A 14,449-nucleotide genomic window follows, 5' to 3' on the forward strand; every position below is an offset into this window, starting at 1 on the left:
CGCCGCGCCCGGGCCCGCCGCATGGAGGCTCCTCAGTCGTCCGCGAGTTCGGCGACTCCCGTGATCCGGTGCAGCGGATACGTGCGGACCTCGTCGGCGGTGTGGTCGTACGCCGTGACGAAGCCGCCCTCGACGCGGACCGGGGCGATGACCCGCTGGCTGGCGGAGCCCTCGGCGTTGACGTACCCGATCCACAGGGACTGGCCGGTCAGGACGGCGGCCTGCATGGTCGCGAGGGTCTCGGCGGAGGAGGTACGGGGCAGCTCGCCGGCCGCGAGCGGGGCGCTGTCGGGCGCCTTGCGCGGGGCGGTGGAGGCCAGGTCGCCCGCCCGGATCGCGCGGATCGCCGCGGTCAGCAGCGTGGCGTCCGGGGTCGGCGGCCCTTCCGGCACCGGCTCGGGGGCGGTGCGCGGCGGGGTGCGGTGGGCGTGCGCGCGGGTGATCACCACATCGCCCTCCGCGGACTCGGCCGCCGGGGCGAAGCCCATCGCGCGCAGCCCCTCCAGCAGGCCCGCCGGGTCGGTCTGCGCGGCCAGCACGGTCGGCGCGAGGCGGCGCAGCCGCAGTCCGGCCGCGCGCTTGTCGGCGAGGATCTCGTTCAGCACGCCGTCGTCGTCGCAGCGGACGTACGCCGAGGCCGCGCCCACCCGCAGATGCCCGTGCCGACGGGCCACGTCGTCGATCAGATAGGCGAGCGGCTGCGGCACCGGCGTACGGGAGTGCGCGGAGAGGAAGGCGTGCAGGTCGGAGGCGCTGCGCCCGGCGTCCAGGGCGCGCCGCACCGAGCCCGGCGTGAAGCGGTAGACGGTCGCGCCGCCCTTGGACTCCACATCGGCGAGCACAGCCAGCATGTCGGCCAGCGGCCGCCGCAGCGGGCCCGGCGCCACCGCCGTCAGGTCGGCCTGGAGCAGAACATGGTCCAGCGGTTCGGGCAGAAGGGGTGCGAGCAGCCGGGCGGCGGCCGCGGAGGCGACGGCCTGTTCGGCGGGGGAGAGCGGCTCGGCGTGGGCGGTGCGGTGATGCACGGGCAGTCGGTCGCCGGGTCCCTCGGTAGCCCCTCTCTCCGCCGCCGAGGGCAGCGCGAGCAGGGCGCGGCCCTGCGAGGACAGCGCGCCGCGCCCGGTCACGCCGAGCAGTTCCGCCTCGGCCAGGGTCCAGCGGGCGAGCCGGGTGCGCAGGTCGTCCTCGCCGCGCCGGCCACCACGCAGCGGCCGCTCCCAGTGCAGCCGGGCCAGCACCGACTCGGCGTCCGCGGCCGCGCCCTCCGGCAGCCCGGCCAGCAGGGCCAGCACCCGGTGGCGCACCTCGGGGGCGGCGGAACGGTCCAGCCCCGGGCCCAGCGCCGACAGCGGGCGGTCCTTCGCGTCCCGGCCGCCGACCACGCCCGAGGCGCGGGTCGCCGTCAGCCAGGTCTCGGCGAGGTGCGCCCAGCGCTCGGCGGCGGGGCGCTCCAGCCACTCGTCGTAGCCGGGGGTGGCGGCATAGCGCTCGTCGGCCTCCCCGTCGGAGGCGATCAGGCCCGCGGCGTAGGCCAGTTCCACCCAGAACGCGGCGACCGGTTCGGACACGTCCAGCGCCACGGCGGTCCGCTTGAGGTCGCGCACGCTCAGTCCGCCGGCCCGCATCACCGCGGGGCCGCCCTCGTCCCAGTCCTTCAGCAGCTCCTCCACCGTCGCCAGCGTGGTGAACGCCTGCCCGGCCGCCGTCGCGTCCACCACCTTCGGCGCGTGCGTGGCCGCCGCGGCGACCGCGGGCGGCGCCGGCTCCACGACCCGGTGGGCGCGTCCGCCGCGCAGCGCGAGCGCGACCTCCCGGGGCAGTACGACCGTGCCCGGGGAGGTCGGCAGCAGCAGCCCGCGGTCCAGCAGCCAGCGCAGCCGGGCCGCCGGATCGGCGGTGACCTGCCCGTACGGCGGCCCCCACACGAGCCGCTCCAGCACCTCGACGGAGTCCTTCGGGGCCCCGCCGAGCAGGGCCGCGAGCCGGTCCCGGTCCTTGAACAGGCTGCTCAGCGCCTCGGCCGCCGACACGGGGTCGTGCGTGGTGGGCAGCCCGGCGGTGGTCACGATCTCCTGGATCCGCCCCGGCGACATGCCGGCCGTCGCCTCCCGCACGCTCGGGCCGAGACCCGTCGGGGACGGGTGCTGCGGGGAGGGCACGAGCAGCTCGCGGGCGGTGCGCACCAGCCGCAGCCGGTCGTCGCCACCCCACACCAGCGCCTGCTCCCGCAGCGTGCCGAGCGCCTGCGGCAGCGCCGCCGCGACGACCTGGTCGCCGTCGTCGCCCGCCATCAGCCCCAGCAGTTCGCCGTACGACGCAGGGTCCCCGGCCACGGCCAGTGCCTCCGCCGTCTGCAGCGCGAACCGGTCCAGCCGCTCCAGCGCCCTGACGACGGACGCGCGCGTGCCGGCCCTGGTCGCCAGCTGCGTCAGGTCCGTGGGCACGGGCGTGATGAGGTCGGGTCGGCTGCGCAACAGCGCCGCCAGCGAGGTGTCGTCCCTGCCGCGAAGCGCCTCCGCGAGGGACCGTGGAGCCGTGGCCTCGGTGCTCATCTGACCCACGGTAGCGGGTGGGTACGACACGGAGACACGACCCATGACCGGGTTTCTCCCCGACCGCCCTGCGGCGAGCCTGCCCACCCCCCTGCACCGACATGCGGCTCCGCCGCGCAGGCACGGGGCGTCGGACGACAGCCGAGTCGCCGGGTGCCGCCGCGCCCACCCGTGCCGCCCAGCGGCACGACTGCCCGCGGCTAGGCGCGATCTTCTAGGGGCGCGGGGGACCGCGCAGTCTTTGGGGGCGCGGGGAACTGCGCAGTCTTTCAGGGGCGCGGGGAACTGCGCAGTCTTTCAGGGGCGCGGGGAACTGCGCGACCAGCCACAGGCGACCGGCACCCGAGGACGGGCAGGATCCCACCCCAGGGGCGCGAGGAACTGCGCAGTCCTTTGGGGGCGCGGGGAACTGCGCGACAAACCGCCCCCCCCAACCCCCGCCACAGACCTCCGCACCCGCCCCGCGCGGTACCTTCGTCCCCGACGGGGTTACCAACACTGCCGCCCCGGAGGGGACTTCGTGGGGATCGAGAGCGACCAGGTCGTCTACGAGTATCTGAGCCGCGTCGGAGACGTCGCTCACCAGAGCCAGCTGCCCTCCTCCGAACGCATGCGCCTCGTATCGGCCCTGCGCGACGAGATCGACCGCCGCCGCGCGAAGTCGGCCGTGGACACCCCGGCCGCGGTCCGCCGCATCCTCGACCGCATCGGCACCCCCGACGAGGTCGTCGCCGCGGCGGGCGGCACCCGCGGCAGGCCCCCCGGCCCGGCGGCCGTGCCCGCGCAGCGCGACGGCGAGGACCGGCCGCGCGGCGCCGTACCCCGGCCACGCTCCGAGGCCGCCCTGCCGCCCCACCTCGCCGGCGCGGACGAACTCGGCGACAGCACGGTCCAGCCCGACTGGTGGCGCGTGGAGAGCAGCCCCTTCGGCACCGGCGACGACGTCCCCGGCTTCGTCGGCGGAGTGATCGTCCCCGAGCTCCTCAAGCGGCCCCCGAAGGACACGAAGGGCAAGGGGGAGACGGAACCCGGGGACGAGCCGGAGGAGGACCCGGAGGAGACGGCCGAGGAGGGTGCCTCCCGCGCCCGGCGGCTGAGGATGCCCGCCGTACGGGAGTGGAACAACCCCCTGCTGCTGTGCGCGGCCGCGCTGCTCGTGGCCGGCGCGGTGCTCGGCAGCCTGCTGCCGCTGGCCCTGGGCTGGCTGATCGCATGGGCGTCGAGGCGGCTGACCAAGGCAGAGATCAAGGGCGCGGTGATCGTCGTGCCGGGTCTCGCCGTCGCCGCGGGAGTGGTCTGGCTGTGGGGCCGCGACACCGGCCGCTGGGGCGACCCGATCGCCGAGGACGCGATGCGCGACGCCCTGTCCGGCACCTGGCCCTGGGTGCTGCGCGGCGCGGCCGTCGCCTCGGCCCTGTTCCTGGTGTGGCGCTCGCAGCGCGGCAGGTGAGACGGGGTGTGTCCGGGCCCTGGGCACCGGCGGCCCCGGCCGTACGGGCCCCGGCACAATGGCCCGTATGGCTTACCCCACCGCGTCCGCGCTCACCGTCGGCTTCGACCTCGACATGACCCTGATCGACTCCCGTCCCGGCATCCACGCCTGCTACACGGCGCTGGCCGAGCGGACCGGGACGTACATCGACGCGGACCTGGCGGTCACCCGGCTGGGGCCGCCGCTCGTGGAGGAGCTTGCGAACTGGTTCCCGGCGGAGCACGTGACGGAGATGGCCGACCTGTACCGGTCGATGTACCCGGCGCACGCGATCACCGGCACGGCGGCGCTGCCCGGCGCCCGTGAGGCCGTCGACGCCGTGGGGCGGGCCGGCGGCCGCTCCGTCGTGGTCACGGCGAAGTACGAGCCCAACGCCCGGCTCCATCTGGACCACCTGGGCATCGAGCCCGACGCGCTGGTCGGCGACCTGTGGGCCGAGCAGAAGGCGCGCGCGTTGCGCGAGCACGGCGCACAGGTGTACGTCGGGGACCACGAGGGCGACGTGCGCGGGGCGCGCGCGGCCGGCGCACTGTCGGTGACCGTGGCGACGGGCCCCTTCACCGAGGCGCAGCTGCACACGGTGGGTGCCGACGTCGTCCTCCGCGACCTGACGGAGTTCCCGGCCTGGCTGACGGGCCATCTCCAGACGTCAGCCGTCTGAGACCTCGGCCGTAGGAACCACGGCCGTCCGACACCACGGCCGCTCCCGGCTCACCCGTCGCGACCGTCCCGTCAGCCCGCCGCGTCGACCCGCCGGGTCAGCCCGCCGCGTCCGCCCGCGCCCGGCGGCGCCCGTCGGCGGCCGAACGCAGCACCCCGGCACCGGCGACGAGGAATCCGACGCCCATGAGCATGCTCAGTCCGAACATGTACGTCGGAAACGGTGTCGTCCCCAGCAGGAACGGGGCCACCGTGACCAGAGTGGCCACGGCACCGATGAAGAACACGACTGCACCGGCACGGATCAGTCCGTCACCGGGCACGGCGGAATTCGTTTGGGTTTTGTCACGCACCCGACCAGGGTAGTTCCCAGCCCGAAGGAACAACCCGGCGACGTCTTGTCAGCCGCCCCGGGACCATTAGCCTTGGTACCGGCGGGTCAGGGACGACCCGCCTCATGACGTTATAAGCAGCAGTTTTCCGACGAGTACGAGGACGAGGACAGACGTGCCTACCGGCAAGGTCAAGTGGTTCAACAGCGAGAAGGGCTTCGGCTTTCTCTCCCGTGACGACGGCGGGGACGTCTTCGTCCATTCCTCGGTCCTCCCCGCCGGAGTCGAGGCGCTCAAGCCGGGACAGCGTGTGGAGTTCGGAGTGGTCGCCGGCCAGCGCGGCGACCAGGCCCTGTCGGTGACGCTCCTGGAGCCCACCCCGTCGGTCGCGGCCGCCCAGCGCAAGAAGCCCGACGAGCTGGCCTCCATCGTCCAGGACCTCACGACCCTCCTGGAGAACGTGACCCAGACCCTGGAGCGCGGCCGCTACCCCGACAAGGTCGCCGGCAAGAAGGTCGCCGGCCTGCTGCGCGCGGTCGCCGACCAGCTCGACGTCTGATCCCCGTATCCCTTACGGGAACTCCAGCGCGTCCGGGCCGAGGGGCGGCAGCAGCCCCTCGGCCGCCGCGCGGGCCAGCAGCCCGCGCACGGCCGCGTAGCCGTCCTCGCCGAGTGCCGCGGTGAACTCGTTGACGTAGAGCCCGATGTGCTGGTCGGCGACGGCCGGGTCCATCTCCTGGGCGTGTTCCATGACGTAGGGGCGGGAGACCTCGGGGTCGTCCCAGGCGGCCCGTACGGAGGTACGGATCGCGTCCGCGAGCCGCCGCAGGGTCTCCTCGCCGAGGGAGCGCTTGGCGATGATCGCGCCCAGCGGGATCGGCAGACCGGTGGTGGCCTCCCAGTGCTCGCCCATGTCGGCGAGCTTGTGCAGGCCGTAGTTCCGGTACGTGAAGCGGGCCTCGTGGATGACCAGGCCCGCGTCGACCTTGCCGTCGCGCACGGCCGGCATGATCTCGTGGAACGGCATCACCACGATCTCGCCCACACCGCCGGGCACGGTGTCCGCCGCCCACAGCCGGAACAGCAGGTACGCCGTCGACCGCTCGCTCGGCACCGCGACCGTACGGCCCGTCAGTCCCCCGTCGCCGAGCGCGGAGGCGCCCCCGGTCCCGGCCTCGCGGGTGAGGACCAGCGGGCCGCAGCCCCGGCCGAGCGCGCCGCCGCAGGGCAGCAGGGTGTACGTGTCCAGGACGTACGGCAGCACCGCGTAGGACACCTTCAGCACGTCGTGCTCGCCGCGCTCGGCCATGCCGTTGGTGATGTCGATGTCGGCGAAGGTGACGTCCAGGGCGGGCGCGCCGGGCACCCGGCCGTGCGCGAGGGCGTCGAAGACGAAGGTGTCGTTCGGGCAGGGGGAGTACGCGATCTGGAGACTCATGCCGTTTTCCAACTCGTCAGGACGGGTGCGAGCTTCCCGAAGCCCTCGGCCAGCGCGGCCAGGGCCTCGCCGATGCGCCAGGCGGCCCGGTCACGGGGGCCCACGGGGTTGGAGATCGCGCGTATCTCCATGACGGGCGTGCCGTGCAGGGCGACCGCCGCCTCGGCGACGCCGAAGCCCTCCATGGCCTCGGCGAGGGCCTCCGGGTGGCGTGCGCGCAGCGCGGCGGCGCCGGCGGCGGTGCCGGTGACGGTCGAGACGGTGAGCACGGCCCCGGTGCGCGCCCCGGCCGCGGCGGCGGCCCGCCGGACGAGGTCCCCGGGCGGGCGGTGGGTGACGGTGCCGAAGCCCAGCTCGGTGACCGGCAGGAAACCGTCGGCCGTCTCCGCGCCCAGGTCGGCGGCGGTGATCTCGTCGGCCACCACGAGCGAGCCGACCGGCGCGCCGGGCAGGAACCCGCCCGCGATGCCGGCGGAGACGACGAGTGTGTAGGGCGCGCCGTCGAGGGCGGCCGCGGTGAGCGCGGCCGCGACGGAGGCGGCGGCGCGCGCGGGGCCGACCCCGGCGGCCAGCAGGTCGGGGCCGTCCGGGACCCGGTGCAGCAGCGCGCCGGGCAGGAGCGCCTCGACGGGCCGGCGCGGGAACGCCCGTGCCACCGCGTCCCGTTCGGCGGGGACGGCGGTGGCGACGAGGACCCGGGTGCTGGACGTGGTCAGGAGTTCCCGTCCGGGTCCTTGTTCTTGAGCTTGAACGACCACATGCCCTCCACCGCCTTCTCACCCATGCGGATGGTGACGGTGTTGGTGTTGCCCTCGGTGCCGTACTGGGCCTGGAAGAACGCGCTGCCGGGGAGCGTGCGGTACGTGTTCTCGCTGAAGTCGATGAACTGGCGGCCGTTCACCAGGACCGTCCAGCGGCCGTCCGCGATCTCCGGGTCGACACCGAAGCGGACGGTCTCGTCCTCTCCGAGTTCGATCGACTGGATGTCGCCGGTGTTCTTGGCGCACCCCTCCAGCGCCTTGGCGTCCAGCGGGTCGCCGTCGTTGTAGCAGACGGCCTCGGAGGTGACCGAGTTGGAGCCGATGGTGACCGTCGCCACGGGGGTCGGCTTGTCGCAGGCCGTGAGGACGAGCAGTCCGGCGGAAACGGCGCCGGCGGCGGCGACGGCGCGGCGGCGTCGCACAGCGGATTGCATCGAGGTCATGGGCGAAGGCTATCGGGCCCTCCTGTCCGCTCTCCCACCTGGGGGCCGGGCCATGCCGTGGGTTACGCCACTCGCGTCCGGGGACGGCCGGAGGCACCCGGGCGGCGGGGCCGCGACAGGGCCCGGACCAGGGCCGCGGGCGCCCCGGCGCCGGACCGCGGAGGCCGCGCCGGTCTCAGTCCACGCGGCCCGGCGCCGGACCGCAGAGGCCGCCCCCGCCTCAGCCGCCCCGGCGCCGGGACGCGGAGGCTGGCCCGGTCTCAGTTCACGCGCGGTCGCGCCGCGCCGCCGTGCCGGGCCGAGCTCAGCAGCCCCCGTACGGTCGTCAGCCAGCCCGCCGCCACGATCGCGGCGCCCACCGACAGCCCCAGCGCGCCGTTCAGCGGCATGGCGATGCCGATCGCGCCGCCGAAGACCCACGACACCTGGAGCAGCGTCTCGGAGCGGGCGAACGCCGACGTACGCACCTGTTCGGGCACGTCCCGCTGGATCAGCGCGTCCAGGGACAGCTTGGACAGCGCCTGCGCGAAGCCCGCGACCGCCGTCAGGGCGGCCACCAGCGCCGCCCCGAAGAACACGGCCGCCACGATCGCCGCGCCCGCCACCAGCGCCACCACCGTCACGATGATGATCTCCGGGGCCCGCGAACGCAGCCAGGCCCCGACCGCCGTGCCGCACGCGTTGCCCACGCCCGCCGAGACCGCGACCATGCCGAGCGAGACGGCCGCGCTCTGCCCGCTCAGCGGATGCTCGCGCAGCAGGAACGCGAGGAAGAAGATCAGGAACCCGGACAGACAGCGCAGCGAGCAGTTCGCGCCGAGGGCGTGGGTGACGGCGATGCCGACCGTACGCAGGCCCGGCCGTTTGACCGGCTGGCGGTGCGGGCCGTGCAGATGCTGGGCGTCGGCCGCGAGCAGCGCGGTGTCCTCGCCGCGGGCCGAGTCGACCTTGCGGGGCAGCGAGAACGACAGGAACGTTCCCGCCATGAAGATCACGAACGCCCCGTACAGCGGCCATCGCGGCCCCAGCGCCTGGAGCCCGGCCCCTACGGGTGCCGCGATGCCGGTCGCCAGCAGACCGCCCAGGGTGACCCGGGAGTTCGCCTTCACCAGGGAGAACTTCGGCGGCAGCAGCCGGGGCACCACCGCGCTGCGCACCACCCCGTACGACCGGGACGCGACCAGCACGCCGAGCGCCGCCGGGTACAGCTGGATGCTGCCGCTGATCACCGCCCCGGACAGCACCAGGGCGAGCAGCGCCCGCGCCAGCATCGCGCAGGCCATCGCCGCGCGCCGGCCGTGCGGTACCCGGTCCAGGAGCGGGCCGATGACCGGGGCGAGCAGCGTGAAGGGCGCCATGGTGATGGCGAGGTAGAGCGCGACCCGGCCACGGGCCTCGTCGGTGGGCACCGAGAAGAACACGGTGGAGGCCAGCGCGACCGTGATCATCATGTCGCCCGCGCCGTTCACCGCGTGCAGCTCGATCAGCTTGCCGAGGCCCGACTCGCCCGCGCCCTGCGCGTGGGTGGCCTTGCGGATGCCCCGGGCCGGGCCCGTCACCGGCAGGTGCAGGGCACGCCCGAGGGAGCGGACGAAGCCGCGGAACCGGCTCGAACCGCCACTTCGGCTGTTCCCCTTGGCCCCACCGACCCCGGTGGCGTCCTGGGGCGACCTCGCGGCTGCCACGACGCCATAGTGCCCCGAAGAGGACGGGTGTAGTGCGGTTACCGCGCGTATGGCCCTGCACTTTCGTGGTTGTCCCCGGCGGGAATCCACCGGCGTCCGAGGTTCCGGGCGCCCCGGAAGATCACTCCGATCGCACCGGAAACCACGTCGGTGTAGGCCGAGCGCCCGCGAACAGGTAGCGTGCGTATCTCAGCCATCCCGCACAATGGATGGCACAGGTGCGCCCGAGTGCGATCGGACGCGGACGTCGACGCGGCCCACAGGTCCGCTCCGTCCGCTCCGTCGCCGGAAGCACCCCATGAGAGACGGCGTAGGAGAGAAGCGATACCTGTGAGCGCAGCGACCACGCGAAGCCGCACCCCCGACCGCCTGTGCGCCGAGGCGGTCGACCTCGCCCGCACCGCCGCCGAGGAGGCGGCCGCCCCCGGCGTCGTCGGCGAGCACTCAGGACTCGTCTCCGAGGGCGACCGTGTGGTCACGCACTTCTTCGAGTGCAAGGAGATGGGCTACCGCGGCTGGCGCTGGGCGGTGACCGTGGCCCGTGCCTCCCGCGCGAAGATCGTGACCCTGGACGAGGTCGTCCTGCTGCCCGGCCCCGACGCCCTGCTGGCCCCCGAGTGGGTGCCGTGGAGCGAGCGGCTGCGCCCCGGCGACATGGGTCCCGGCGATCTGCTGCCCACCGACGCCGAGGACCTGCGTCTGGAGCCCGGCTTCTCGGGCGAGGACGAACCCTCGCCCGACTCCGCGGTCTCCCCGGACATGGCCGAGCTGGCCGAGGCGGAGGACGCGGACGTCACCGCCGGTGTCCCGGCCCATCTGCCCAGCGCGCCGACCCGCGGCTCCATCGCCGCCGTCGCCGAGGAACTCGGCATGCGCCGCGCCCGCGTGCTGTCCCGCTACGGCCTGCACACCGCCGCCGACCGCTGGGACGAGTCGTTCGGCGCCAAGACGCCGATGGCCCAGGCCGCCCCCGCCACCTGTGTCAGCTGTGGCTTCCTCACCCCGATCGGCGGCTCCCTCGGCCAGGCCTTCGGTGTCTGCGCCAACGAGTTCTCGCCCGCCGACGGCCGCGTGGTCTCCCTGTCCTACGGCTGCGGCGGCCACTCCGAGGCCGCGGTCATGCCGAAGCCTCCCCAGCCGGCCCCGCCGGTCGTCGACGAGACCCGCGTCGACCCCTTCCCCCTCCGCCCCGCCCCCGACTCCGGCTCGGTCCCCGACCTCCCCGACGAATCCACAGCGGAACTGGGCCACTCGTAACCCGCCCGGGCCCGCGGCGCCCCGACGGACGTGCCCCTAAGGGGCGCGCGGAACCGCGCGGTCTTTCAGGGGCGCGGGGAACCGCGCGGTCTTTCAGGGGCGCGGGGAACCGCGCGGTCTTGAGGGGCGCGGGGAACCGCGCGGTCTTGAGGGGTGCGGGGAACTGCGCGGTCTTTTAGGGGCGCGGGGAACTGCGCGAACAACCACGACGCACGGTAGGTCGGCAATCCACAGCCCCCGGCAGACGCACCCCCGCCCGCCCAAAGGCCGCCTAGCCGCAGGCAGGCGTGCCGCTGGCGCAGTCTTCAGGGGCGCGAGGAACCGCGCAGTCTTCAGGGGCGCGAGGAACCGCGCGGTCTTTTAGGGGCGCGGGGAACTGCGCGAACAACCACGACGCACGGAAAGTCGGCTCCCGACAGCCCCCGGCAGACGCACCCCCGCAAGCCCGCGCACCCGCCCAGGCCCCGGGGCAAGGGCACCACACAACCGCACCCCCAGACGCGCCCCCACCCCGCGCCGGGGAATCACGACCACCTCCGCGCGGTACCTTCAAGGTCACGCCGATGAGGAGAGTGTGGACGTGACCAAGTTCGTGCGGCCCGCAGCCGAAGGCGCCGACCCCTTCGGGACGGCACGTCTACGGCGCGGGGTACTCGACGCCTGGGCCACCAGCCCCGCCCGTTTCCGCGAGGACGCGAACGCCGAGGAGGACCTGGTCCTCGGCGGCTACCGGGACCGGCTCGTCGTCGAGCTCGCCCAGAACGCCGCCGACGCCGCCGCCAGAGCCCAGGTCCCCGGCCGTCTGCGCCTCACCCTGCGAGACGGCGTCCTGGTCGCCGCGAACACCGGCGCACCCCTGGACGCGGCCGGCGTGGAGTCCCTGGCCACCCTGCGCGCCTCCGCCAAGCGGGAGACCGGCACCGCGGCCGTCGGCCGGTTCGGCGTCGGCTTCGCCGCGGTCCTCGCCGTCACCGACGAGCCCGCGGTCGTCGGCCGCCACGGAGGCGTGCGCTGGTCGCTCCCCGAGGCCCGCGACCTGGCCGCCGAGACCGCCCGGCACAGCCCCGGCCTGGGCGACGAGATCCGCCGCCGCGACGGCCACGTACCCCTGCTGCGGCTGCCGTTCGCCGCCGAGGGCAGCGCCCCCGACCCGTACGACACCGCCGTCATCCTGCCACTGCGCGACACCGCCGCCACCGACCTCGCCGAACGGCTCCTCGCCGCCGTGGACGACGCCCTGCTGCTGGCCCTGCCCGGCCTGGAGGAGGTCGTGATCGACGCGGGCGGCGACACCCGCACCCTGCGCCGCTCCACCGACGGCACCCTGACCGTCGTGGAGGACTCGCGCGACGGCACCACCCGCTGGCGCACCGCCGCCGCGCACGGGCAGCTGCGGCCCGAACTGCTCGCCGACCGGCCCGTCGAGGAGCGGCTGCGCCCGTACTGGTCGGTCACCTGGGCCGTGCCCGTGGACGCCGACGGCACGCCCGCGCGGCCGCGCACCAGCCCGGTCGTGCACGCGCCGACGCCCAGCGACGAGGCGCTCGGCGTGCCCGCCCTGCTCATCGGCTCCTTCCCGCTCGACCCCACCCGCCGGCACGCCGCGGCGGGCCCGCTGACCGACTTCCTCGTCCAGCGCGCCGCCGACGCCTACACCGAGCTGCTCGCCGGATGGCGCCCGGTGACGACCGGCATCATCGAGCTCGTGCCCGGCCCGCTCGGCCGCGGCGAGCTGGACGGGGCGCTGCGCCAGGCGATCCTGGAGCGGCTGCCGCGCACCGCCTTCCTGCCGCCCGCCGTCGAGGGCGGCGAGGACCACGAGGAGCTCCCCGAGGCCCTGCGGCCGCGCGAGGCCGAGGTCGTCGAGGGCGCGGGCGCCGACACCGTGCGCGTACTGGCCGAGGTGCTGCCGACGCTGCTGCCCGCCGGGCTGGAGCGCCGCGCGGAGCTGCGCACGCTGGGCGTGGCCCGGGTGCCGCTGACCGACGCCGTGGACCGGCTGGCCGGGCTGGAGAAGGACCCCGTCTGGTGGCGGCGGCTCTACGACAGCCTCGCGGGCGTGGACCCCGACCGGCTGACCGGACTGCCGGTGCCGCTCGCCGACGGGCGTACGACGATCGGGCCGCGGCAGGTGCTGCTGCCCACCGCGGACGCCGTGAGCATCGACCCGGGCGTGCTGTCCCGACTCGGCCTGAAGGTCGCCCACGCGGACGCCGCGCACCCCCTCCTGGAGAAGCTCGGCGCGCTGCCCGCGACCCCGCGGGCCGTGCTGACCACACCCCAGGTGCGGGCGGCGGTCGCGGCCTCGCTGGACGACGACGGCGCCCTGGACTGGGAGGCCGAGGCCCCCGACGCCGAGGAGCTCGCCGACACCGTGCTCGCGCTGGTGCGGGACGCCGGGCTGGAACCCGGTGACGAGCCCTGGCTGGGCGCGCTCGCCCTGCCCGACGAGGACGGCGAACTCGCCCCGGCCGGCGAGCTGGTGCTGCCCGGCAGCGCCTTCCACCAGGTCATGCGCGAGGGCGAACTGGCCTCCGTGGAAGCCGAACTGGCCGAGAAGTGGGGCCAGGGTCCGCTGGCCGCCTGCGGGGTGCTGGCCAACTTCGCGCTGGTCCGCGCCACGGACGTGGTGCTGGACCCGGACGAACTGGAGCCCCGCGAGGGCGACTTCGCCGAGCCCGACGACGCCGGGCTGCTGGACGCGGTCGACGTGTGGTGCGAGGACGTCCTCGACCGGTTCCCCGACTCGCCGGTGCCGCCGGTGGCCACCGAACTGGTCGCCGTGCGTGATCTGGACCTGGTGGACGACGACCGCTGGCCGCAGGCGCTCGCCCTGCTCGCCCAGCCCCCGCTGCGGGACGCGCTGACCCAGCCGGTGCGCATCCTGCTGCCCGACGGCACCCACGAGGTCGTACGGCCGTACACGGCATGGTGGCTGCGCGGGCACCCGGTGCTGGACGGCCGCAAGCCCGCCGGTCTGCTCGCGGCGGGCGGGGACCCGCTGCTGCGCGGGCTGTACGAGGAGGCCGACGCGACCGGCTTCGACGACGAGCAGGTGCTGCGGGCGCTGGGGGTGCGCACCTCGGTCGCCGCGCTGGTGGACGAGCCCGGCGGCGCCGCCGAGCTGCTGGACCGGCTGGCGGACCCCGGGCGCGAGGTGACGGGCGCTCAACTGCACGGACTGTACGGGGCGCTGGCCGATCTCGACCCCGAGCAGGTCACGCTCCCCGACGAGGTGCGGGCGGTGGTCGACGGGCACACCGAGGTGGTCGACGCGGCGGACGCGGTGGTCGTGGACTCGCCCGACCTGCTGCCCTTCACCGGGGGCGTGCCGCTGCTGCCGGTGCGTCCGGTGCGGGCCGCCGAGCTGGCCGAGCTGTTCCAGGTGCGGCGGCTGAGCGAGTCCGTGTCCGGGGCGGTCGACTCCGAGGGCACCGAGCACGAGGTGCCCGAGTCGGTCCGGGTGCTGCTCGGCCCGCGTACGCCCTCGTCGTACGTCGAGCACGAGGAGCTGGTGGTCGACGGCGTGGAGATCGACTGGCGGCTGACCGACGACGGTGTGCTGCACGCCTCGACCCTGGAGGGTGTCGCCGCCGGGCTGGCCTGGGCGGCGGGGCAGTGGCCGCGCCGGTTCGAGGTGGCCGCGCTGCTCGAAGACCCGTCCCGCACCGCGGAGTTGGCGCGGGACCGCTGGTTCGACTGAGCCCCACCCGGGGTTCGGCCACGTCGATCCGGTCGTGCGAGCCGACCGGCTCCGCGATCGGTCGACGTGGGGAAACCGGACATGGGCGGGCGAGTCGCCCCGGGCGTCGTGGCGCTTTCCACCCTG

11 protein-coding genes are annotated in these 14,449 nt (G+C 75.2%); 5 read left to right on the top strand and 6 right to left on the bottom strand.

Translation table 11 applies throughout. The annotated features are described in order from the left end of the window. Positions 1-32: 32 nt before the first annotated feature. Entirely contained in the window at positions 33-2,552 is a 2,520-nt protein-coding gene (locus ACFYR0_RS17560; protein WP_389328120.1) for a helicase-associated domain-containing protein, read from the bottom strand. 520 nt (positions 2,553-3,072) lie between these two features. Here ACFYR0_RS17560 and ACFYR0_RS17565 point away from each other — a divergent pair. Both ACFYR0_RS17565 and ACFYR0_RS17570 read left to right on the top strand, forming a co-directional pair. Beyond that, positions 3,073-4,002 (top strand): hypothetical protein, encoded by a 930-nt coding sequence (locus ACFYR0_RS17565; protein WP_389328123.1) that lies wholly within the window; start codon positions 3,073-3,075, stop codon positions 4,000-4,002. A 67-nt stretch (positions 4,003-4,069) separates the two neighbouring features. Next, entirely contained in the window at positions 4,070-4,705 is a 636-nt protein-coding gene (locus ACFYR0_RS17570; protein ID WP_389328126.1) for an HAD family hydrolase, read from the top strand. Positions 4,706-4,802: 97 nt separating this feature from the next. Here the strand turns inward: ACFYR0_RS17570 and ACFYR0_RS17575 are convergent, their stop codons facing one another. Continuing rightward, the gene (locus ACFYR0_RS17575) at positions 4,803-5,057 is read right to left on the bottom strand and encodes a hypothetical protein (protein WP_386377706.1); all 255 of its coding nucleotides are present in this window, start codon (positions 5,055-5,057) and stop codon (positions 4,803-4,805) included. Between the two features lie 154 nt (positions 5,058-5,211). On the opposite strand from ACFYR0_RS17575, the gene ACFYR0_RS17580 reads away from it, so the two are divergent. Continuing rightward, positions 5,212-5,595: a cold-shock protein gene (locus ACFYR0_RS17580; RefSeq protein ID WP_386377705.1), complete on the top strand. Its 384-nt coding sequence runs from the start codon at positions 5,212-5,214 to the stop codon at positions 5,593-5,595. Positions 5,596-5,607: 12 nt separating this feature from the next. Here the strand turns inward: ACFYR0_RS17580 and ACFYR0_RS17585 are convergent, their stop codons facing one another. The 4 genes from ACFYR0_RS17585 to ACFYR0_RS17600 form a co-directional block, all read right to left on the bottom strand. Further along, on the bottom strand, positions 5,608-6,474 hold the full coding sequence (locus ACFYR0_RS17585) for a 1,4-dihydroxy-6-naphthoate synthase (RefSeq protein ID WP_389328130.1): 867 nt from the start codon (positions 6,472-6,474) through the stop codon (positions 5,608-5,610). Continuing rightward, positions 6,471-7,190: a futalosine hydrolase gene (locus ACFYR0_RS17590; protein ID WP_389328459.1), complete on the bottom strand. Its 720-nt coding sequence runs from the start codon at positions 7,188-7,190 to the stop codon at positions 6,471-6,473. The genes ACFYR0_RS17585 and ACFYR0_RS17590 overlap by 4 nt, the downstream gene beginning before the upstream one ends. Next, positions 7,187-7,678: a DUF2771 domain-containing protein gene (locus ACFYR0_RS17595; protein WP_389328133.1), complete on the bottom strand. Its 492-nt coding sequence runs from the start codon at positions 7,676-7,678 to the stop codon at positions 7,187-7,189. The genes ACFYR0_RS17590 and ACFYR0_RS17595 overlap by 4 nt, the downstream gene beginning before the upstream one ends. 260 nt (positions 7,679-7,938) lie before the next feature. After that, positions 7,939-9,363, bottom strand: coding sequence for an MFS transporter (locus ACFYR0_RS17600; protein ID WP_389328136.1), 1,425 nt, complete (start codon positions 9,361-9,363; stop codon positions 7,939-7,941). A 330-nt stretch (positions 9,364-9,693) separates the two neighbouring features. Between ACFYR0_RS17600 and ACFYR0_RS17605 the strand changes: the two genes are divergently transcribed. Continuing rightward, a complete protein-coding gene (locus ACFYR0_RS17605) occupies positions 9,694-10,620 on the top strand; it encodes a DUF3027 domain-containing protein (protein WP_389328139.1) in 927 nt (308 codons plus the stop codon). 580 nt (positions 10,621-11,200) lie between these two features. Beyond that, positions 11,201-14,323, top strand: coding sequence for a sacsin N-terminal ATP-binding-like domain-containing protein (locus ACFYR0_RS17610; protein ID WP_389328142.1), 3,123 nt, complete (start codon positions 11,201-11,203; stop codon positions 14,321-14,323). Positions 14,324-14,449 lie beyond the last annotated feature (126 nt).

Origin of the sequence: Streptomyces sp. NPDC005017 (assembly GCF_042873115.1) — a bacterium.
Taxonomy (GTDB): Bacteria; Actinomycetota; Actinomycetes; order Streptomycetales; family Streptomycetaceae; genus Streptomyces.

What these genes read in the sequence shown, in the direction of transcription:
- ACFYR0_RS17585 (WP_389328130.1), bottom strand. Translation starts at nt 6,474, where the DNA reads ATGAGTCTCCAGATCGCGTACTCCCCCTGCCCGAACGACACCTTCGTC.
- ACFYR0_RS17570 (WP_389328126.1), top strand. Translation starts at nt 4,070, where the DNA reads ATGGCTTACCCCACCGCGTCCGCGCTCACCGTCGGCTTCGACCTCGAC.
- ACFYR0_RS17595 (WP_389328133.1), bottom strand. Translation starts at nt 7,678, where the DNA reads ATGACCTCGATGCAATCCGCTGTGCGACGCCGCCGCGCCGTCGCCGCC.
- ACFYR0_RS17560 (WP_389328120.1), bottom strand. Translation starts at nt 2,552, where the DNA reads ATGAGCACCGAGGCCACGGCTCCACGGTCCCTCGCGGAGGCGCTTCGC.